This window comes from Candidatus Zixiibacteriota bacterium (assembly GCA_029860345.1).
Taxonomy (GTDB): Bacteria; Zixibacteria; MSB-5A5; order GN15; family FEB-12; genus JAJRTA01.
On record JAOUBJ010000003.1, the window covers coordinates 326,591 to 349,029 of the forward strand.

Consider the following 22,439-nt stretch of genomic DNA (forward strand, 5'->3'; position numbering starts at 1 on the left):
TCAAAACACAACGGGTTTACTGTATGAAAGCTGTTTACTTTGCCATGTTGCTGTTAGTCACCGTAGTCGGTTGCGGTATCTTTGATGTCGACGTGGATCGATCAGACGAGGCTTCTTCGTTCGGTACCATTTCATTCAGCGGGGAAATCACCATTAATCAGGGCGAGGGAGTCTCGTGGGACGAGTTAAATCTGAGCCTTTCCAAGGACGAACCGATGACAGGAACGCTTTTTCGCAAGAGCGACGGAGCCGTCGGCACAATATACGGCTCCAGAACCGATCGTTCCGCGGTTTTCTCAGGTTCCATTGATTGCTACTGCCCGGGCGACATCGACCAAGGAACAATCAATGTCATAGATGATAACTCGATCGACCTGAGACTGGAAGGTTCCGACTGTAACGGGCCGTTTACAATCGCCGGAGTGCTTCGTCAGATTCAGTGCTTGGACCTCCAGGGAAAATACTTCGCCGTTGAAACGCTCTCGGTCGACTATACCGTTGGCAGCGAAAGTGGTCAGATCAATGTGCAGGGAAGCGGGGAGCTTCTGCTTGCTCAAGATGAATGCGATGTCAGTTTTTCTGTTCCGGGAGGAGTGGCGGTCAGGGAGGGTACGATTGCCGGTGGTGTATTGCGAATGAGCGGAGCGTTTGTGATCCCTTACGGGGAAGATATTACAATTAGCGAGAATTCTTTCGTTCTGGAAGTTCCTCTGGACGACACTTATGACTTTGCCTTCTCCGGTTCGGGGAAGGCGAGAGGTACCGTGGATGGACAATCGTTCTACGTCGAAGGTCAAACTGTAGGTCGGCTCGTACGGGAGTTCGACCTTGCGGTTGCCATGCTTCGAGGCGGAGCAGCCAGCGGTTCCGGCATGGACAGCGAATGGGTGGATCTTATCAAGCAGGTCAAAGAGGGCAATAACGGGCGCGTCATCACCAAGTTCTTCCCGGAGGCTGCCGGCATTTTCGGTGATAGTCAGATAGAAAAAGTTGAGACTTGGCTGAATTCAGTCACCGAGAACGGGAGCAAAGATGTCAAAGTCCTTCTGGTCGGTCACAGCGCGGGTGGGCATGCCCTGGTGACCGTGGGTGAAAGCTCGCAACAGTTCCAGCATATTCACATGGACTCGCGTATCACACTCGACCCCTTCGATCCATCGCGTCCGTTCGTGGTCCAGAGGGATCCTTACAATCCCACCGCCATTACGCGCCCCCAAGGTTGGTTCGCAAACTACCTTGCCGAAAAGCCAAACGGGTGGGGGTGGTTAGGGTATCATGTTGTTGGGGGGTCCGAAGACATACTAATACCGTCGACTCACGACAATATAGTCGAGAAAATCGTAAAGACCGGTTATGTGGGCAACGAAGCCCGAAGATTGTTGGGATCAGTGTCGGCGCCGCCCATGACCTTACCCATCAGTCACAATCTTCCAGTCCCAAACCGAGAGACCAGGTTGGGTCTCAGCTTCGGGTGGAAGTCAGTGTCACCAGTGGAAAGATAGGGGGATGAAATCGCGGTTTCGACTCGGCTCCAGCGAATCCGTTAAGTCTTGCGTTCTTTCTTCTTGGCGGCGGGGAAGAGAACGTTGTTCAAGATCAGACGGTAGCCGGGGGAATGTTTGTGCAGTACCAACTCGGTCGGCGGATCGTGCACCATGTGACGATAATCCTCCGGATCGTGTCCGGACAGAAAAGTAAAAGTTCCACGGCCGAGGTTGCCGTGGAGATAGCGCACCTCGTCGAAATTATCCGGTTGGCCAAGCGGTGTAACGAATTTCTTCAATAATGATTTGCGAAAACCGGTCGACTGACCGAGGTATCCGTTCACGGTGCTGGTGTGGCACTGACTCAACATAGTGGGAACCGGATCGAGTTTGGCCGCGAAGTCGAACAGGTAGAAATAATCCTGACTTTCATCAAGAAACCGCACCAGCCGGTCAGGATAGGTATCTATGTCCGAGTGGCTGTAGACCAGAGGGTCAAGCTCCAGCACGAAGTTCTCAAAGGCGAATGTCCGCGTGAAGTCCAACTGGGCCTGTACACCCGGATCGACCGCGTCGCCATCGATCTCGCGCGGCACTATATCCAGACCCTCGGCGGCCAGGGCGATATCTATCGTCTCAGGTGCCGAACACATTGAAAAGAAGAAGCCACCGCGTCGCACATAGTCATAGACTGTCTTGGCCACATCCAGTTTCAACTGGCTGACTTTGTTGTAACCCAGCTTGGCCGCCAACTCTTCGTTGGCTCGCACCTGCGCCTGGTACCACAGTTGATTGCGAAAAGCGCCGTAGAACTTGCCATACTGCCCGGTGAAATCTTCGTGATGAAGATGCAGCCAGTCGTACTCTTCCAATCCGCCGCCGAGTAGCTCTTCATCGTACACGACATCGTACTTAATCTCGGCATAGGTTAAGGCCAACGTCACGGCATCATCCCAGGGTTCATTGGTGGGCGGTGAGTAGACAGCTATCACCGGCGCCTTTTCAAGCTCGACCCGTTCCATGTTCTCAACTTCGATCTGGCGATAAATGTCCGCTACCTGTCCCTGAGTGACCTGCTCATAAGAAACGCCCATCAACAGGCAGACATTGCTGATCTCGGACGAATGGTCAATCAGGAACGACCCACCGCGAAAATTCAGCAACCATTCCGCCTTGTACCCGGCATCGAGGGCACGATAGCAGACACCGTAGGCTTTGAGATGATCGGTCTGGGTCTCATCCATCGGGATGAGCAATCCGGCACCTTGCGCCGATACGGCCAGGGCTAAGACGATTGTGATTAAAACAAATGTTCTCATCTTCAAAGTCATTCTGGCGAAGGCCAGAATCCAGTCTTCCTATTCATGGGCGTGCGAAGCGCGAAAAACAGGTTTACCTGTGTCATTCCCGCATAGGCGGGAATCCATCATCTTTCATGTGCGGCAAATGTCCGCACCTGCCATCTTACACGCTCGCCCCAAAGTAACCAATACCTCACAATTGGCAACACAGTTTTTACGTTGAGACCAAAGACTGGTTCCGCCGCACGGCTAAGTTATGCTGAATAACTGCGCTAAACGCCGCTGGCGCCGTAGTTGGGCAGAGCCCGAGCACTCGGATCTGCAACCTGGCAGTTTTCCCAGCGAGGGTTGGGCATCCAGAGTGAGGCGATCAGATGTGCCATTCGTGGGTACATCTGTTCGAACAGATCGCGGTACATAAGGGACTCTTTGGAGATCGGCGTGGCGTAAGGGTATTGTTCGGCGATAGTCTCCGGGTCCTGCTCTGAGTAGGACTCTTCTGCTACGGCTTGCAATGTATCAGCCAGCGAGTGTCCGACGGCATCAGAGAAAGCCGCTTTCTCTCGCCACAAGATATGTTCGGGAAGATAACCGCCCCCTTCGAAGGCTGCTCGCAGCAGGTACTTTCCCACGCCGTTGTTGTTCATCTTGTGCCTGGGATGAATGCCCATAACATATTGCACGAAATCGCTATCGCTAAAAGGGACCCGCGCCTCAAGGGCGTGCGCGCTGATGCATCTATCGGCCCGTAATACATCGTACATGTACAACTCGCGAATCCTCTTGCGGCACTCACGCTGGAACTCAACCGGGTTGGGGGCGAAGTCGGTGTACTTGTAGCCGAACAGTTCGTCGGACACCTCGCCGGTCAGCAAAACGCGCACGTCACTGTTCTCGCTGATATGTTTGCACACCAAATACATCCCAATCGAAGCGCGGATGGTTGTAATGTCATAAGACTCAAGACTCCAAATCACCTCTCTCAACGACGATAGAACATCCTCCTCGGTAATAAGTACCTCCGTGTGATCCGAACCGATGAACCTCGCAACGTCGCGGGCATATTTCAAATCGATCCCGTCGGTGTGCATCCCAACAGCGAACGTCTTGATCGGTCGCGACGAATACCGCTGAGCAATAGCACAGACCAGACTTGAATCCAGTCCACCACTTAACAAAAGCCCCACCGGCGCATCGGCGCACAATCGCTTGCGCGTTGCCGCCACCAGCTTGTCATGGATATTGCTCAGCACTTCCTCTTTGGTGTGCGTGTGGTACTGACAAACGCGGCTTATGTCCAGATACCGCACGAACTCTTCGCCGTCATAAACATGCCCGGGCGGAAACGGTTCGACATGATCGCAGAAAGGTGAGACTGCTTTCGCTTCCGAGGCAAAGATGATCTCGCCTTCCGAGCGTGAGTATCCGTAGAAGAGCGGTCGTATGCCTATAGGGTCACGGGCGGCTACATGCTTCTGTCGTCGGGCATCCCATAATACCATTGCAAATTCCGCGTCAAGCATCTGAGCAGTCTTCTTCAGGCCGTACTTGGCATACAACGGCAGCAACACTTCGCAATCGGAGTCCGAGATGTATGGGTAGTTGGTCAGTCGTCTGAGTTCTGTCTGATTGTAAATCTCGCCGTTGCAGACAACTTTGTTGCCGGTTTGTTCATCGACAAATGGCTGATCCCCGGCCGGACCCAGATCCATAATCCGCAGCCTGTGGAAAGCCATCAAGCCACCTTCATGTTCATCCACCTGGAGTTTGTCCGGTCCTCGGTGACGTAGCTTCTCAATATGAGTCTCTAAGTCTGGAAGGGCTTTTTTGCGCCCGCTGTAAACGAATATTCCGCACATAGCTGTTTTTCCTATCTGTCTTCAGGCCAGCATTGTCAATTGCCTTTATAATAACAACAAAGGGCAAATGATCCTAAATCTTTATTGACATACCGATATTTTTACATTATTCATAGTATATGTACGATATATGCGAGAATATTGTAATTCTATAGGTAAAACATGACTACAGATTATGAAATCGACAATCTTGACCGGCAGATTTTGGAGTATTTGAGGCGCGATGGCCGTATGGCTTTCACCGAAATTGCCCAGAAACTGATCGTTTCAGCCGGAACGATTCATCAGCGCGTCAACAAAATGACCGATGCCGGCATTATCACCGGCTCGAAAATCACCGTCGACTACTCGAAACTGGGCTACGATGTCACTTCGTTGATGGGCATCTATCTCAAAAGTGCGCGTGACCTTGAGATGGTGATGAACAGGCTTCGAACGTTTGATGAAATTGTCGAGGTCTATTACACGACCGGTTCGTATGCGCTGATCATTAAGGCGCGCACACGAACGACTGATGCTTTCTATCAGTTTCTGCTTCGGAAGCTTCAGGCGATTCCTGAGATTCAGTCGACCGAGTCTTTCATCTGCCTGGCCCAACCGATCGACCGCGACCTGCCATTGGCGGATTTGGAGGGGGTGTAGGTTTTGGTGCCGTCATGCGACCCCGCGTGACGGTTCTTGTGCTTCATGGTTCGACTCCGCTCACCATGAGGTAGCGCGCGAAGCGCACAAGACAAGCTTGCTTGTGTCATTCTGGCGAAGGCCAGAATCCATCTTCTCTTTTTCTTTTCCCCTCTAGAGAGGGGTGCCCGAAGGGCGGGGTGTGTTCTTGGCGGACAAAACGAACAACACACCCCTAAACCGACTCTCAAGAGGGGACTTTGAAGAAGGATTCTGTAGGTCGAAACCCCTGTGGTTTCGACGACGCGCGAAGCGCAAAAAACCGATTTGTCGGTGTCACCCCGAGCGGAGTCGAGGGGCGACGTTAATCGCGGCTTCCCCCTTGCAGAAATGCCAGTTTGGGCTATATTGATAGAGATATCTAAAGGCAACGCAAGAGGGAACCTTGTGTATCAATCGTTGAGGCAAAGTGTGGACTATCGTCCGGTGAACAGCTTAGTTTTTTGCACGCAACTGATCATCTTCATTCTTGCGATCTTTTCGGTAGTTGAAGCATCCACCATCCATGTCCCTGTCGACCAACCGACTATACAGGCAGGTATCGACGCAGCGATGACTGGCGACACGGTATTGGTGGCACCGGGTCTCTATCAAGGAGATGGAAATCGCTACATCCGTTTCCTGGGCAAGGGCGTCACGTTGATTGGCGAAGGCGGGCCGGATTCATGTCAAATGTATTGCGAAAGTCGTCATCGGGCTTTCAGCTTTGTCGACGGCGAGGACAGTAGTGCTGTGGTTAAAGGATTCAGGATTACTGGTGAGTTCGGTGATGGTGATTACAATATCGATAAGGGGGGAGCCGTTCTCTGCGAAAACAGTTCTCCAGTATACATCAATTGTGTGTTTGAAGGTCATTGGGCGGAGTACGCTGGAGGGGCGGTACACATCGTAAACGGGTCGCCACGTTTTCGATCGTGCATTATCCGAAAGAATACAGCGGAACCTTCGGTGGGCTTGATCATGGCCTACGGTGGCGCTGTCAGTTGCTACGGTGGCTCCACGCCGGTTTTTGAAAACAGTGTTTTCGCCGGCAATTATGCACGAGGCGGAGGTGGAGCAATCGCCTGCGTTGACAGTGATCCCACATTCATCAATTGTACAATGGCAGACAACTCCGCTTACTATGGATCTCATGTTTACTGTTCCCTTTCGGCACCCACCGCGCAGGCCTGCATTCTCGGTTTTTCACGTTCTGGAAAGGCGGTCTATTGCGCGGATGAGCAAAGTGATCCTCTTTTTTCCTGCTGCAATTTCTACGGAAATGCATACGGTGACTGGGAGGGATGCACAAGCCAGTCTGATATGAACGGGAATACTGCCTACAATCCTATGCACTGCGATCTTGGGCGGGGTGACTATCATCTGCTCAGCACTTCTCCCTGTCTAGCCGCTAATCACGATTGCGGTCTGCTGGTGGGAGCGTTCGGTGAGGGCTGCAACCCCGAGTACCGAGTGTGGGAAGTAGAAGCAGATGGAAGAGGTGATGCTCCGACCGTTCAGGCGGCCATCGACTCGGCCGTCCACGGTGATACGGTTCTACTTCACCCCGGGGTTTTCACAGGTGAGGGCAATCGAGGTTTAGATCTGGGGGGCAAGCTGATTACCTTGACGGGACTCGACGGACCGGAAATGACGGTGATCGACTGTGAGTCAGAGGATCGGGGGTTTGACTTGCACTTTGCAGAAGACTCAAGTGCTACCATCAGCAGATTGACAGTGAGAAACGGTCGAGGTAGAGGCGCGGGAGCTAGGTGCTGGAACTCCTCACCGCGATTCTCGGAATGTTGGTTCTTAAACAACGATGCGACCCACTATCATTTCGGCTTCAGCTTTGGCGGCGGAGTTCATCTACTACGTTCTTCCGCGAAACTGGAGCGATGCCTGATTGCTCACAATAAATGTGGTACGGGCAATAGTACAAATAACGGTGGGGGGCTCTATATTGGGCGCTCGAATGCGGAACTCACGAATTGCACGATTATTGGGAATCAGGCTACTAACGGCGGAGCTATCAGCGTTTCGAGAAGCAGTTTACTAGTATCCAAGTGTATTATTGCGGATAACTACACCTTTGGATTGAGACCTGCTTTAGATTGTTATCGGAGCGATGTTCAGATAGTATGCAGTGATGTCTTCAACAACGCCAACGGCGATTGGATTGAATGCCTTGAGGGCCTAGAGGGTGAAGACGGCAACTTCAGCGCCGATCCCAACTTCTGTCTCTCAGATTCCATGGACTTTCACATCCATGCCACCTCACCTTGTGCTGCGACGAACAATGACTGTGGCACACTGATAGGGGCTTTGGATATTGGCTGTCCACCTCCTACAATATTGACCCCAAACCCGGTTTATACCTATTGGAGCCACGCTTTGTTCAACCAGCCCGGGACAACGTATGTTGGGAATATTCCATCGACTGGGACCGTCTCGGACATTGATATCAGTAGTGTGGCCATCAACGGCGCCATAACTCCGCAATCCTGTTCGGTGATCGACAGCCATCCGCAGTTTATTGGGGACGTACTAGTAGTTGAATTCACCATCAATCACTTGCCCGAATCATACGGTCCAGCCTGGGGTACTACCGTCCAAACCTATTCCATAGCCGGCGCTTTTACCGACGGCTCACCGTGGGAATTCACTGGTGAGTTCAGTTTGATTGGACACAAGGCGGGAGACCTAAACCTGGATGGGACAGTCGATATCGCCGATCTGGTTATAATGATAGAGTTTATGTTCCACAGTGGCCCCATGCCAGAAAGTAACTCGGCTGACCTCGATGCCAATGGGCAGATCGATGTAGCCGATCTGATTTTACTGGTCGAAGAGATCTTCATTCAATAGCCCCCCCCAACTTCCTTCTTGACAAAATGGACTATCATTGTATATTTGGCGCTAAGGAATCATATAAGTGACGAACACAAAAAACATACCCGCCGCAAACAGCTTTAGAAGCTTTTATTACCGATACTATTTCGGCTTTACCACCTTTACAGGTAGCGGGTATTGTCAATCTATGACTCCTTAGACAAACAATAGAACAAGACTCCAACCCGCTACCTTCAGGCAGCGGGCTTTTTTTGTGAGAAAGATGTAGCTTATGAACAACTCACTCGATAACATTACCAAAAGCAGTTGGTATCCCCCAGGAAAGGACCGCACGATGACACCAGTCCGAGGTATCAGAGGCGCCATTCGGGCCGATGAAAACAACCGCGAGTCGGTGCAGTCGGCCACGCGAGAACTGGTCGAGGCAATGATGAAGGCCAACGATCTCAAACTCACCGACATTGTTTCGGCCTTTTTCACCGCCACGCCCGATCTCAACGCCGACTTTCCCGCCTACGCCACCCGCGAACTCGGATGGAAACATGTACCGATGTTGTGCGCCCAGGAAATCAATGTCCCCGGCGCCATGACCCGGGTCATTCGGATTCTGTTCCATGTCAACAACGGCTCAACGCCCGAAGAGATCAAGCACGTCTACCTCGGGGATACCAAAACGCTCAGGCCGGACCTGGCTGAAGGAGAGAAAGATGATCGTCGTAATGAAAGCTGACTCCACCGAAGACCACCTGAAAGTGGTGCTGAATAAGATAGAGCAGCTTGGGTTCAAGCCGCATCTCTCCCGGGGCGAAAAGAAGACAATCGTCGGCGTGGTCGGCAACGGCAAGATGGTCGACCATGAACAGTTCACCATGCTCGAAGGCGTCGACTCGGTCGTGCGGATCATGAAACCGTACAAATTGGCCGGACGGGAGTTCAAGAAAGAACCAACGGTTATCGAAGTCGGCCCGGTCAAAATCGGCGGCGACAACGTCGTAGTGATGGCCGGTCCCTGCGCCGTCGAGAGCCGCGAGCAGACACTGAGAGCAGCCGACGCGGTGGCCGAAGCAGGCGCCACAATCCTGCGCGGCGGCGCTTTCAAACCACGATCTTCACCTTACAGTTTCCAGGGTCTGGGCGAAGAAGGGCTGCAAATATTAAGCGCCGCCAAACAACAAACCGGCCTGCCGGTGGTCAGTGAAGTCACCACGCCAACAGTTGTCGAACTGGTGGCGTCGTATGCCGACATGCTCCAGGTCGGTGCGCGCAATATGCAAAACTTCGCGCTGCTTGAAGCGGTCGGACGAACCGGCAAACCGGTGTTGCTCAAGCGCGGGATGATGTCGACTATCGAAGAACTTTTGATGTCGGCGGAGTATATATTGTCCAACGGCAACCCCAACGTCATCCTGTGCGAGCGAGGTATCCGCACGTTTGAAACAGCCACCCGCAACACGCTGGACATATCGGCCGTGCCGGTGATCAAAAGCCTCAGCCACCTGCCGGTGATAATCGATCCCAGCCACGCTACCGGTCAACGGTCGTTGATCGAACCGATGGCCAAGGCGGCAATAGCCGCCGGCGCCGATGGACTCATTATCGAAGTGCATCCCGACCCGGATGAGGCGCTCTGCGACGGCGCGCAATCTTTGTATCCGGCCGACTTCGCCAAGCTCATGGATCAACTGCGCAGAATCGTCGAAGCGACCGGGAGAAAGATGTGAAACCAGTCTCCGAGTGGAGGGTCTTGATTGTCGGCCTCGGACAGATCGGCGGCTCGATAGGTCTCGATCTTGTTGAACGAACGCTGGTGGCCGAAGTTATCGGGTTCGACATCGACAATTCCACTCGGGAATCAGCAGTTGAACGCCGCGCTGTTCATCGGACGGTGGAGGATCCCATTGCAGCAGCAGAGGCGGCTGATCTTATCATTCTCGCCGTTCCAATCCGCAAAACTATTGAGGTTATCAACTCGTTGGCGGAGTCATTGAGTGAAGGCAACTGCGTTGCTGATGTTGCCGGTATCCGTACAGGTATACTTCAAACGGTAGAGTCGCTTGAACAGCCGATCAACTTTGTCGGTGTGCATCCGATGGCCGGCAGTGAAGGGATCGGTCTTGAGTCGGCCGTGCATGGACTGTTCGAAGGAGCGTCTCTTGCCATAACGCCGTCATCCAAACTTGGCACGGGCTGGCTGGAATCGATCATGGAACTCATCGGAGGTCTTGGTGGAAACCCACTGATGCTGACTCCGGACAAACATGACCGCCTGGTCGGGATGGCTTCGCATCTGCCGCATATCTTGGGCGTGGCCCTGATGAACCTTGCTTTGAAATACCAGGCAGACGATGATCGTTCATTCAAGACAATTGGCGGCAGTTTCAAAAGTGCTACTCGCGTGACCGCTTCATCGGTGGAGTTGATGCTCGACATGTTTTTGACCAACAGCATCCACGACCGCGAACTGATCGAGGAACTCATCGCCGAACTGGAGTCTCTCAAACAGCAGATCACCGACTCAGACGAACCTGTTCTTCGCGACTACCTCGACAAAGCCCAAAAGGCCCGGCGACTCCTGTAGGTCAGGACCCCTTGCGGTCCTGACAACTTGCGCCGCCGACTAATTCTCCGTACATTGATTACATCGAAGTCCATCTTTGCACGGTGACAGAGCCGGAGGAGACAATACCATGCAACTGTGCTCAAGAAGTCTGATGTGTCTGTTGTTGCTTGCCGTTTTACCGGCTCTTGCGTCTGCTGCCAATGATAGTGATAACGGCGACTTGTCGAGCGAAGAGAAATCGACGCGAACCGGGCAGCTACTGTCCCTGGGATGCTTCGCGATCCCCGCGGCAATCGGTGGGTTTCTCTTGGACTCCGATGATCGTAGCAATCAGAATCTCGGAGCCGGTCTGGTTTGGGTGGGCGTCGGTATCGGCCCCGGCATGGGTCACCGGTACGCCAACCAACGTCAACGATTCCTTACGGGATTGACGATACGAACTTCACTTTTTGCCTATATCGCAGTCATGAGGGAGACGAACCGCACCAGATACGAGCACAAATCTACTAGTTTGGTCTACAAATTGGCAATCGCGGCCTGCATAGCCAGCGCCGTGTATGACTTTGCCACTATTGACTCTTCGGTCAAGAAGTACAACAACGGCCAGGCACCTGCCGAGCTTGGAATATTTCCAACATACAATCCAGGCAGCAATACCAGTGGAATTGTGCTGGCTGTCCGCTTTTAGACGCGGCGACTTTGCACATTACTGGCAGTTTCAACCTCCCTTAGTTCAAGAATTACAACCCCCAAACAACGCCTAAGGTTCTGGGCTGTTGTTACTTACGTGTGGTCGACGGATAGGGGCCGGTTCGGCTCGGCGTTTGCATTGGAAGGCCCAGATGAAGAATAAACTCTATTGGAGTATCCTATGAGACCAGCTTTTGTTGTCGGCGCCTCGATTTTAGTCCTATCGATCCTGTTCGTTATAGCCGGTTGTGACAAAGAGAAAATCGTTCAAACAACGGAATACATCCAGGAGACCGAGTATATCCAAAGTCCGCCCGATACCGTAATCATTCACGACACGACGGCCACCGTTGAACACCACTGGGACACGGTAGCAATAATCGATACACTGGTTCAGATCAGCTACCTGTATGATACGACGACCCTCTACGATACCGTCACCCTAACTGAACCATACTGGGATACTACTATCCTGGTTGATACTTTATACCTTACCAACAATGTTTATGACACACTGGTTATCGTCGACACAGTCCTGACGGTCGAGCATCATTACCACACCGAGACCATTGTCGACACCGTTTACCAGACTGATCCGGTATACGACACGGTGGTGGTTATTGATACGATCGTCACGGTAGTCAACCACTACGATACCACGACAATCGTTGACACTATCTACCAGACCGATCCGGTGTATGACACGACGATTATCCACGACACGGTCATAGTTATCCAGCAGATTCATGACACCACCTATACCGTCGACACGGTCGGGGGTGGGCAGGCTCAACCAATTGCCCTGCTGGCTTACACTGCGTTGCAGTATTATTCAGACGCATTGGTGATCGATGCTATCAATGCCGAATTGGGTATCGACGACGGCTGGATTTTCTATCTGTCGGTCTATATCAACGAGGTAACCTATCCTTCGGAGGGTGTTTTCGACATCTACGGCGGGATCGATTACTGGACCCCGGACTGGTCGGGTTTCTACCCGTTTGAATACTACTGGCGGATGACTTATGTCAGTGGTGATCCGGCCGATCCGCGCAATTGGCAGATGTCCGATCCACCGGCGGGAATTGCTCCCGGCAAAACACCCGGTGTCAACCGCGCCACCGCCCGTTCTCCGATTATCGAAACCGGTAAGTAGCTTCATGTAGGGCAGTAGTCTTTGTAGGTCAGGACCCCTTGGCGGTCCTGACACTGGACTCGCCCCAAACTGAGAATTAGACGGCCACACGAAGGATGGATGGTAGCACAATGTACACATGAGATGCCAAGGACGCAAATCCTCAGCATCTCATGTTGCTATGTATTAGACTCACCAACCGTGCTAACTTGGCATCGTCGGCATCGGGAGACCTTCGACTGCTTCGGCCATAAGATTACCACCTGCGAAAGGCATCACATCTCCCTCAAGCAGTGGGGTTTCATTTGGCATGCTACATCCTGCCATACCTGAGCGCACGCGTTCGCCGGTCATCATGGGTCGATTCATGTCTGACATCACTACCATGACTTCGTCGACCATCACCGTACTCTCGAGAGTATTGGACTTGGCTGATTCCATAACACTCATCAAGAACGGCAGCATGTTCATGCCGCTGTTCCTGGAGGAAAAACTCATCCGAAAGTCCATCGCATCATACATCGGGCTGTCAGCGAGCTGCATGTCCATCATGCCGTCATCAAGTTCAACGCGATTGGCCTCTGGAGCTAAGGAGAACTCTTCTGCTGAGTTCAACCGCTCCATCGACATGACCATTCCTTCGGGACACTTTGCGTTCAGTGGGCTAGAATACATTGCAAAAACCAATACTCCGACGCAAATGGCTATAGTCAACGATCTACCTGCTTTCAGTTTTTTCCAGTTTAGAGTTAACATTGCTTCTCCTTATCTCTTATTGGGGTTGACTACTGATGCACTTCAATTCCTGAATGCGGGTGTTGCATCAAAGACGCAAAGTCATGGGCGTGAATGAAGCGTCGGTGTTTCTTTGGTACCTCGCCTCCGGCATGCGTCGTGCGACCTGCGTGAACGGGGTGAAACATGTGCGGATGTTTCGCATCGTACATTGCGCCATTAAAAGGGTCCTTACGCACCGGAACTGCTAATACGTCTGGGGGTACATGGTAATTCATGTCTTCTCCTTCTTGATTAGAGCTGGCCTAATCAGGTTTAAGAGTCTGTTAGTGTTTACTTTCGTCTTGCCCGTCACCGTTTTCGCGGATGGTTCGGGCTTCGTTTCTTGTCGCTCCGTCTCTACATGCGCCATGAAGATTAGCGGCAGACTCTCTTGAAGAGTCCTTACGCCGCCGTTGCTTACCGGCTCCTTTCTTCTGATTCGACATCACATATCTCCTTTCTCAATTTTCGTTTCGATCTATCTAGGGTTTGCAAAGCCTAAATCGTTACAACATTTCTGAAAAAAAATGGGAAACATCTGTCCGTCCGCTTCAAGTGTAACTTTGGGGATTTGTTCTCCCCTATTCTTTTAGGAAACATCGAAACTCTATACCTTGGAGATCAGAAAATGAATCTAGCTGATGCAATTACCTGGGCGGCTCTGATAATATGCTTACCTATTATTCTAGGTTTTGTCGCTATGCTCTTCCAGAATTTCGCTCCAAGAATTTCAGAGCGAAAAGTGACAGGGTCACGGCCGAAAAAGAAAATCGTCCAAACGAGAAGTTCCCAAAAGTCACCTGCGCGAAAATACGACAGTGCGGCCTGAGCAAGATGAACTACTCAACGGAATTCCGACATGAATACGTTGGTTTAACGGTGCTGAAGGGTAGAGCATCGAGCCAAGATTAATGACAAAGCCCCTGGCTCGATATGGAACTGCTTGCGCAGCATTTGTGATATTACTTATGAGGGGATTATGGTTGGGTCGGAAGATCCGCTGGGTGGTGCTCTTTTTGGCACTTTATCGCATAACGCCTTAGAGTATGGTACGTTTGCTTATCCTCATCTATAAGATTACCAGCCAGGGCTTCATTTACTATGCGGACTACGGCTTTCACAAATTCTCTCTTAGCGCGATGCAACATAGTTTTGACGTTTGAGATACTCTTGAGAATACTGGGGTCAAGATCACCAATGAGATCGCGCTCATCTGTTTCCAATTCAATCTGTTCCTCAAGGCTCAAAAGTAGTTGTTCTTTGTCGGAATCGCTAATGTTGTAAATCTCACTTGGTTGCATTTCAGTGAGAATCGTGAGCATCAAAACAACCCGGGCACGAGGGTTGTCAATACTTCGAAGTGCCTCCCGGACAACGTCAAGAAAAATCTGTCGCACTCGCGTATCAGGAATGACAGCCTGAGCCCAAATGTGTTCGTCGAGTAATTCGGTTTCCTCAGTATGTGCATCGAATGCGACATTGCGAGGGTCGACGGTAAGGGTCTTGGTCTCTCCCTCTCTGGTTATGATCAGCTTAGAACTAGAGCCAGGAGCTATCGATTTTAGAAAATCCCATATTTGGCGTTTTGTTATGGCTGATTCAGATCCCACTCCGATGATACGGTCGTTTATCTTAAGCCCTGCTCTGTCTGCCTCGCTGCCTTGAAAAATGGTTTTTATGATAATGACCGGACGATCGTTGTTATCGTTTTTTCTCTTCTTGGTCAAGATCATCCCTAATACGCCTTGGTACTTTTTTCCGGAAGCATCAAGGATTTCCCGCACGGTCTGCGGTACTCGGTTTTTGATGAAACTACCGAGGACCTGTACGTCTGTTGCTCCCGAGCGCTTTATATAACCCCTTTGCAACTCGATCTCAATTTCCATAAGTACTTGATTGGCAACGTCGTCGGAGATGTCTTTATTCCCTTTTGGTACTCTGTCCCGGATGTACCCCAAAATGATTTTCAACTCATTATCTGATAGATAACTAAGAGAGCCATCTCGGAAGCATCTCTTTAGTGCCCGCCTCGTAATCCTGTTAAGACTGAATTGGACACCTTTATCAAGACTCATTAGAATTTCCTCTCTTTTTGGAGTAGGGTCGCCCAAGCCCAAAAACGTTACAAGAATGCCCTTCTTTTATGAAAAAAGGGTTCCCCCCATCAGATACGAGATGATAGGTCAGCTATCTCTTAGCGGCTCTTTTACCAGTTCCCTGGCCTGTCCCACTTTCTTTAGCTGTAGCGTGTTTGGTCAGAACTGAGGAATCGCTCTTGTCGGTGTTGGACTTTTGACGACTGGGGCGCAGGAGGTTGAATAATCTGTTCCCGAATGACATTTCGTGCTCCTTTTCAAAAAGTCTCTTTTATATATTTATCGGCATAAGATGGGAATTAAACCACCTGTCGGAGACCAAATCAAGCAATTTCTCAGGAATTTTGACCAGGCCATCACATCCGCATGCGATGGCTCTGGTGCTCCAAGATACCTATCTTGGTGGCGAGAGTGGCGTTTTACAAATGTGCCACTGGAAAGCGCGTCGATATCCCACCCACCCACCCCAACATTATTTTCACCCAAAACCGGATTTGGGCTGTATATTATATAGATGCAATACCGCGTATCCATAGCTATTGCAGGCGGTATGGTCTGCCTGCTCCTCTTGGCAGCCACGACTTTCGGGCAAGCCAGAGGTCGGCGTATGCCCAATCGGGCGCGGGTCGAAGCATCCAGAGGGATCAATCCCGATCCGTCGGCGTTGCGCGTGGCCCGGCTGCATTACTCAGGCGGGGGTGACTGGTACTGGGGTAACTCGGCTTTGCCGAACTTTCTGAAGTATCTGCGCGACAACACCGCCTTCCCGATCGATACGCTTGAGCACGAAGTCACCATCATGGACGCCGACCTGTATCGCTATCCGTTCCTCTTTGCCACCGGCCACGGTGTGATCGATTTCTCCACCGAGGAAAAAGAGAGGCTGAGGCAGTATCTGGCCGCCGGTGGGTTCCTGTTTGTCAATGACTCCTACGGTATGGACCAGTCGTTCCGTAAGGAGATGGCCGAACTGTTCCCGGAGCGCGAAGTGGTCGAGATTCCATTCGATCATCCGCTGTACCACTGTTTCCACGATTTCCCCAACGGTCCACCCAAAATCCACGAGCACGACGAAAACCCGGCTCGTGGCTACGCTATCATTTTGAACGGACGGGTGGTTTTGTATTTCCTGGTCGAGTCCGATATAGGGGATGGATGGGAAGATGCCCAGGTTCACAACGACCCGCCCGAAAAGCGCGAGGAAGCCTTTCGGATGGGTGTAAATATAGTGACTTATGCGCTGTTGTATTGACAGCCAAAGGCTCTCAAACGGTCTCCCCCGTTGGTGCGTCTGATTTGAGTAACACTGGTCGCCGACTCGCGGCCGAATAAACATAGATTCGAGGTAACTGCCATGCGCGACAAAGAAACTAGCTCGACGCTTATCAGCAGGCTGAAGGGGACACTCACAAAACAAAGACTGGTCGGCTTGACCGGCGGACTGGTGGCCACCTTGGTGGCGCTGATTGCCGGGTCGATCCTGCTGTCGCTGTTGGCCGGAGTGATGGTTCTACCGGTCTGGCTAAAAGTGTCGCTTTTGTCGCTGATGGTCGCAGTGGTTGGATACTTGTTCGTGAAGTACGGGCTGGCCAGACTGTGGCGCGGCGATATCGACAGCATGGCCGTGCGGCTGGAAGAAAAGCACCCGAATCTCAAGGGACGATTAATAGCCGCCATCCAGTTTGCCCGCATGAAAGACAAAAGAGGCTTCTCGTCCGACCTGATCGCCATGACCGAACGACAGGCGCTGGATAGATCAGGCAAATTGAATTTCAACGAAGCGGTCAGTCTTTACCCGGTGATGAAGACGGCCCGGGTACTGGCCGTGGCTTCAGTAGTCGCAATAGCGATGTTGGTGTTGGCGCCGGGGCTGTTCACCTATTCGTATGAGGTCTATTCCAACCCGACCGAGGAGATTGCCCCGCCGCTGGGCTATCGACTGACGCCCTTCCCCGGATCGGTCGAGTGGGTCAAGTATCGTGATATCGAAATAGGCGGCGTTCTCTATGGCGACCGTTTTCCCGAAGATGCGGTGATACACTATCGCCTGGTCGGCGGCGGCTGGCAGCAAACCGAGGTTGAACTGGCCCGGATAAACAGTGCCGGCTGGGGGGAGGCCGACTCAATGGTGGTGTCGACAAAGCTGCGCCAGATCAACAAGTCGTTTGATTACTTTGTCGAGGCGGGTCGGTTGAAAACTGAAATCCAGAAAGTCGACGTGGTCGACCGTCCGCGGGTCGAGGGTATCAAGCTGTCGATCTTCTACCCCGAATACACCGAGATGCCGCCGTCGGTAATCGATGAAAACAACGGCTCGTTCTCAGCCGTGGTCGGCAGTCGTGTCAACATGCAAATCGAAACCAACCTGCCGGTGGAATCGGCTATGTTGGTTTTCGAAGATTCCAGCAAAAGTCCCATGAAGATTACCGGCAAGGCAGCCGAGACGGCGCTGAAAGTTGACAGCTCGCGCGCCTACTATGTCCGCCTGACCGATCATCTGGGCGAAGAAAACCCCGATCCGATCGAGTACTACGTGACGGCGATCCCCGATGAATATCCTTCAATCGACGTGCTCAGTCCCGGCTTCGACGTGAATCTCGGCGACGAAATGATACTGCCGTTGAAGGTGCGCATCTTCGACGATTTCGGGTTTTCATCGCTGGTTTTGAAGTACTCTATTTTTTCGCAACGTCAAATGTCTGAAGAGCACGTGGCCGTGCTGCACTTCTCCGACCGCATCAAAACGGAAGGGGATGTTTCTTTCAACTGGGATATGGATCAGTTTAGTCTCTACCCCGGCGATTATGTGCTCTATCATCTTGAACTGGCCGACAACGACCGAGTGACCGGCCCCAAAGTGACCAGCACACGTCAGTATGTCGCCCGGCTCCCTTCGTTGGAAGAAATCATCGCGCAAACGGAGACAGCCGGTATCGAACGAATCAGCCGCACCGAAGATCTTCTGAAAACGGGCAAGGAGATTGCCGAGCGGATGAAAAACGTGGCTCGCAAACTTCAGGCACAACAAAAGGACGTTCGCAAAACCGACTGGCAACATCAGAAGGAAATCTCCAGCGTAGCTGACAAGAACGCCCAGCTCTTGAAAGAAATTGAAAAGTCGGCCGAACAGATGGAAGAGTCTGTCGACAAGATGGCCGAAAACAGTTTCCTCAGTCGTGAAATAATGGAAAAGCTGGCGCAGATTCAAAAACTGTTCGAGGAAGTTGCCACGCCCGAGATGAAAGCGGCTCAGCAAAAGCTGATGGAGGCGCTTCAGAACATGGACCCGGAGGAGATGCAAAAGGCCATCGAGGAATTCGAGCTGACCCAGCAGGAGATGCTTGAGCGTCTGGAGCGGACCCTGGCTCTGCTGAAGAAACTGCAATTGGAGCAGGCCATGGAGGCGCTGGTGCGACAGGCCGAAGAACTGGCCAAGAAGCAGGAAGCAACCAACGAAAAAACCGAATCGTCCGACAAGGACCAACTTCCTCAGGTATCCAAAGACGAGGACGCCAACCTTCAGTCATTGAACGAACTGAAAAAGAAGGCGGCCGAGTTGCAGAATCTGGCCAAGCAAGCCAAAGCAGACATGCGAGAGGAGTTTCAAAAATTCAGCGAAGCCGTTGAAAAAACCGATGCCGACGAAAACATGTCGGACATGTCCGAGGCTTTGAAGTCGCAAAAGAAAGACGATGCGTCCGAACAGGGGAAGAAAGCTCTGTCTAAACTTCTGTCGATGATCGACACCATGCAGCAGCAACTGGCCTCAATGAAAGGGGACGACAACGACGAGATGGAGAAAGCCATGCAAGCGGCTCTTGACGACGCCAACCAGCTCTCGCAAAACCAGGAACACCTGCGTAACGAAGCCGCCCTGATCAACTCGCAGTCGATCATGTTGCGTGAGATGGCGGCGCTTCAGCAGGATGTCAAGAGTTCCTGCAACGGTTTGAAGAACCGCTTGAGCGAACTGGGTAAACAGTCGCCGTTTGTTGCCGCCGAACTGCAAAGTCTGGTAAACAGCGCAGTCCAGAACATGGAACTGGCCTCGGAAGGCTTCGAAGCCAAAAAGCGCAGCCAGGCCATGAAGGAGCAACGCAGTTCGATGACAAAACTGAACCGCGCGTCCATCAGGCTCAGAGAGTCTCTCAACAGCCAGAAAGAATGCAACAACGGTGGCCAGTGCGACAACAAAGTCAAAAAATTGCAAGGCCAGTGCAACAAGCAGAATGAACTTAACCAACAGACCCAAAAGCAATGCAACAAGCCGGGCGGAGAGGGCAATCCGAAGTTTGGAGAAAACGGACGACAGGCCATGAAACGGCTGGCTTCGGAGCAGGCGTCTATCCGCAAATCTGTCGAAGAGCTTAACCAGGAAATGGGCGGCTCCCGGCAGATTCTGGGACGTCTGGATGACATTGCGCAAGAGATGAAAAAGGTAGAAGAAGATCTGGCCTCGGGTAATGTCGGACAGGAAACCACCGAGCGGCAGTTGAAGATATATTCGCGGCTTCTGGAAGCCAGCCGGTCTCTTCAGCGCCGTGATTTCACCGAGCAACGTCGTGCCGCTTCACCTGAGTCGGGTGAATTCTACATGCCCCCGCAGTTACCGGCAGGGATGCTTGACGATGGTGTAAATATCGAGGACAGGCTGCGTCGTTACCTCTCGGATGACTATCCTCCCCAGTATGAAGCCCAGATAAAGGCATACTTCAAAGCTCTGTTGAAAGCGGAGAGCGAACTCATCAACCCTAACGCCGTCGATCAACCTGCTCAACCATGATGAGTTCCATCCGGAAGCTTTTGATTGTCAGTGCGGTGCTCTGTCTATTGTGGGGGCAGGCAGCAGTTGCCGACGTAGCCACTAAACCGGCGATTAATATCATCAAGAAGCCGGCCACCACCGAGGAATTCGATATGCAGGTGCGGCTGGCGCGTCAGTTGATCAACCACAAAGATTACCACGGCGCCTCGGCTTTGCTTGAGCCGCTATTGTCGGAAATCCCAAACCACTCACTGGTATACAATCTACTCCGACAGTGCTATGACCGGCTGGGCTATCTGCCCAAGGTCTTGGACCTGGCCAATGCGATGATCGAGCAGTACCCCAATCAATGTCGGTACCGTCTGGACCTGGCGCGTGTACAGGTGCAGATGCATCAACCTCAAGACGGGCTGGAGTCGTTCTATAAAGCGTCACAACTGGCCAAATCCGACCAGGAGTACCTGGCTGTAACAAACTCGATGATGTCTTCCGGGTTTGCCGAGGAGGCGCTCAGCCTGATGGAGTCATACGAAGGAAGAATCGTAAATCCTTCGGCCTTTGCACTCCAGCGTGGTATTCTACTGGAGGCGCAGCGGCTGTATCGCGAGGCAGTGTTGGCCTACCTGCCGCTTCTTGCGGACACGACCAGGGATGCGGTAACGGCCGAACGACGCCTGCTGGCTCTGCTTGAATTCACTGCATCGTCGGCGCTGGCTGAAGCCACCCTACTGGAGGGTATCTCAACCTCCTCGAATCTCCATGGCTTGAAAGCCCTGACTGCCTACTACCTGAAAGTGGGACGCCTTGACGAAGCTCTGGCCTACACCTTTCAACTGGACACCCTACAGGAGCGCAACGGGCAGGCCTTGGTGCGGTTCATGCGCAGTTGTCGGGAGAGGAGCCAGTACGACCTGGCTATCAGCATGGGCGAGTACTTCTTTGACCATTACCTACAGAGTCCGGTGATGACGGAAGCGTACTTCGTGTACGCCGATGCGCTGACTCAGATCAAGCGCTACCAGGAAGCGATTGCAGTCTATGAGAACTTAGTGGCCTACTCCCCTCGCGTCCAGGATCAGGGCGAGGGCTTGTATTACATCGGCATGCTCTATCTGGACCATCTGGCCGAATACGAGACTGCTCGTCGCTATTTCGATTCAGTCGCCACCCACTACCAGCGCGGCATTGGCCATGTAAGATCGCAGGTGGCCAGACCATATTGTGACCTGCGTCAGGGAAAGCTGGCCGAAGCTAAGAGTAGTTTCGCCAGGCTGACACAAATGCAGCTCCCTGAAGATATCGCCGAGGAGATTACCTACCGCCTGGCTGTTATCGATTTCTGTGCCGGCGATTTCGATTCTGCCAAAGTGGAGTTGCAGAGGTTGATGGTGGATTACCCGCGCGGCTTTTTTGTCAATGACGCCATGCAGTTGCTTATGGTGATGGACCGTGTCGGAGAGAACAAGGCTCTGATGACCGCCTACGCTGAGGTCACAGAATATGAATTGCGCCGCATGCAGGATTCAATGGAAGCTGCCTTGGTGGGGATCACTGAAGGTCCCTTGGGAGCTGCGCTGGCCGATTTTGCGCTGTTCCGACTGGTCAACATATCTCTGTCTGAGAACGACACGCAGAGTGTCCTTAAGTACGTTCAAAGCCTTGAGGAAGGATTCCCTGAATCTTACTACTACCCCTACGGGCTGAAGGCAAAGGGGGATATCTACTACTCGGACACCGAGCGGATCGAAGAATGCAAATTGATCTACCGGAAGTTGCTGGAAGAGTTCCCCAACTACCCGTTTACCTCGGAAGTCCGCCAGAAGTTGCGAGACCTGGAGGACGAGTCAATCGGCTAAAAGTCCGGCTGTCTCTCTTTTTCGGCTTCCAACTGTCGCACCCGTCGCTCCAGATCAAAAACCCTGCTTTCACGATCTTCCCACTTCCCCAGCTTAATCTTGGTGGTAGTGCGGATCAGCAAAGCCAGCGAAATCAAGAGAAAGACAATTGAGTTTGCGCGACGGAAGACCTCACCCATATTGAACAGTGCATCGGCGAATGCAAGTAGCCCCAAGATGAACAAAACAGCGCACCAGATAAACATTTAGGACCTCCAGGGTCTAGACCCACTCATTGCGAGTGGCGACAAATAATTCTGTTGTTATTTGACCTGCTATCATTATATTTGAGGCCTTGTTTGTCCAAAGTTTCTTAGGCCTCTTTTTTGGATTATCGGTATAAGAGACAACGACTTTAGGAGGA

At 52.1% G+C, this 22,439-nt stretch carries 16 protein-coding genes; 11 read left to right on the top strand and 5 right to left on the bottom strand.

Features of this window, described 5'->3' with window-relative positions; translation table 11 throughout:
- The first annotated feature begins 23 nt into the window (after window positions 1-23).
- The gene (locus OEV49_05025) at window positions 24-1,502 is read left to right on the top strand and encodes a hypothetical protein (protein ID MDH3890425.1); all 1,479 of its coding nucleotides are present in this window, start codon (window positions 24-26) and stop codon (window positions 1,500-1,502) included.
- 41 nt (window positions 1,503-1,543) lie between these two features.
- On the opposite strand, the gene OEV49_05030 is transcribed toward OEV49_05025, so the two are convergent.
- Window positions 1,544-2,803, bottom strand: a complete 1,260-nt coding sequence (locus OEV49_05030) for an asparagine synthetase B (protein MDH3890426.1) — start codon at window positions 2,801-2,803, stop codon at window positions 1,544-1,546.
- Window positions 2,804-3,057: 254 nt separating this feature from the next.
- Entirely contained in the window at window positions 3,058-4,644 is a 1,587-nt protein-coding gene (gene asnB / locus OEV49_05035; protein MDH3890427.1) for an asparagine synthase B, read from the bottom strand.
- Between the two features lie 162 nt (window positions 4,645-4,806).
- On the opposite strand from asnB, the gene OEV49_05040 reads away from it, so the two are divergent.
- From OEV49_05040 to OEV49_05070, 7 genes are all read left to right on the top strand, one after another.
- Window positions 4,807-5,286 carry an Lrp/AsnC ligand binding domain-containing protein gene (locus OEV49_05040; GenBank protein MDH3890428.1) on the top strand — a complete coding sequence of 160 codons (480 nt, stop codon included), beginning with the start codon at window positions 4,807-4,809 and terminating at the stop codon, window positions 5,284-5,286.
- Window positions 5,287-5,751: 465 nt separating this feature from the next.
- Window positions 5,752-8,172 (top strand): dockerin type I repeat-containing protein, encoded by a 2,421-nt coding sequence (locus OEV49_05045; GenBank protein MDH3890429.1) that lies wholly within the window; start codon window positions 5,752-5,754, stop codon window positions 8,170-8,172.
- 319 nt (window positions 8,173-8,491) lie between these two features.
- On the top strand, window positions 8,492-8,887 hold the full coding sequence (gene aroH / locus OEV49_05050; protein MDH3890430.1) for a chorismate mutase: 396 nt from the start codon (window positions 8,492-8,494) through the stop codon (window positions 8,885-8,887).
- Complete coding sequence (gene aroF / locus OEV49_05055) at window positions 8,865-9,878, top strand: 3-deoxy-7-phosphoheptulonate synthase (protein ID MDH3890431.1); 1,014 nt, start codon at window positions 8,865-8,867, stop codon at window positions 9,876-9,878. Before aroH ends, aroF begins: the two co-directional genes overlap by 23 nt.
- Window positions 9,875-10,735, top strand: a complete 861-nt coding sequence (locus tag OEV49_05060) for a prephenate dehydrogenase (protein ID MDH3890432.1) — start codon at window positions 9,875-9,877, stop codon at window positions 10,733-10,735. The genes aroF and OEV49_05060 overlap by 4 nt, the downstream gene beginning before the upstream one ends.
- A 109-nt stretch (window positions 10,736-10,844) precedes the next feature.
- Window positions 10,845-11,405 carry a hypothetical protein gene (locus OEV49_05065; GenBank protein ID MDH3890433.1) on the top strand — a complete coding sequence of 187 codons (561 nt, stop codon included), beginning with the start codon at window positions 10,845-10,847 and terminating at the stop codon, window positions 11,403-11,405.
- Between the two features lie 183 nt (window positions 11,406-11,588).
- Window positions 11,589-12,563 (top strand): hypothetical protein, encoded by a 975-nt coding sequence (locus tag OEV49_05070; protein ID MDH3890434.1) that lies wholly within the window; start codon window positions 11,589-11,591, stop codon window positions 12,561-12,563.
- A gap of 183 nt (window positions 12,564-12,746) precedes the next feature.
- Here OEV49_05070 and OEV49_05075 read toward each other — a convergent pair whose 3' ends face one another.
- Together OEV49_05075 and OEV49_05080 are read right to left on the bottom strand one after the other, a co-directional pair.
- The gene (locus OEV49_05075) at window positions 12,747-13,298 is read right to left on the bottom strand and encodes a hypothetical protein (GenBank protein ID MDH3890435.1); all 552 of its coding nucleotides are present in this window, start codon (window positions 13,296-13,298) and stop codon (window positions 12,747-12,749) included.
- Window positions 13,299-14,296: 998 nt separating this feature from the next.
- Window positions 14,297-15,394, bottom strand: a complete 1,098-nt coding sequence (locus tag OEV49_05080) for a PDZ domain-containing protein (GenBank protein ID MDH3890436.1) — start codon at window positions 15,392-15,394, stop codon at window positions 14,297-14,299.
- A gap of 535 nt (window positions 15,395-15,929) precedes the next feature.
- Between OEV49_05080 and OEV49_05085 the strand changes: the two genes are divergently transcribed.
- The 3 genes from OEV49_05085 (at window position 15,930) to OEV49_05095 (ending at window position 22,036) form a co-directional block, all read left to right on the top strand.
- Window positions 15,930-16,667: a DUF4159 domain-containing protein gene (locus tag OEV49_05085; GenBank protein MDH3890437.1), complete on the top strand. Its 738-nt coding sequence runs from the start codon at window positions 15,930-15,932 to the stop codon at window positions 16,665-16,667.
- A gap of 102 nt (window positions 16,668-16,769) precedes the next feature.
- Window positions 16,770-20,198 carry a hypothetical protein gene (locus OEV49_05090; GenBank protein MDH3890438.1) on the top strand — a complete coding sequence of 1,143 codons (3,429 nt, stop codon included), beginning with the start codon at window positions 16,770-16,772 and terminating at the stop codon, window positions 20,196-20,198.
- Window positions 20,195-22,036 carry a hypothetical protein gene (locus OEV49_05095; protein ID MDH3890439.1) on the top strand — a complete coding sequence of 614 codons (1,842 nt, stop codon included), beginning with the start codon at window positions 20,195-20,197 and terminating at the stop codon, window positions 22,034-22,036. The genes OEV49_05090 and OEV49_05095 overlap by 4 nt, the downstream gene beginning before the upstream one ends.
- Here OEV49_05095 and OEV49_05100 read toward each other — a convergent pair.
- Window positions 22,033-22,281 carry a hypothetical protein gene (locus OEV49_05100; protein ID MDH3890440.1) on the bottom strand — a complete coding sequence of 83 codons (249 nt, stop codon included), beginning with the start codon at window positions 22,279-22,281 and terminating at the stop codon, window positions 22,033-22,035. The genes OEV49_05095 and OEV49_05100 overlap by 4 nt on opposite strands.
- Window positions 22,282-22,439 lie beyond the last annotated feature (158 nt).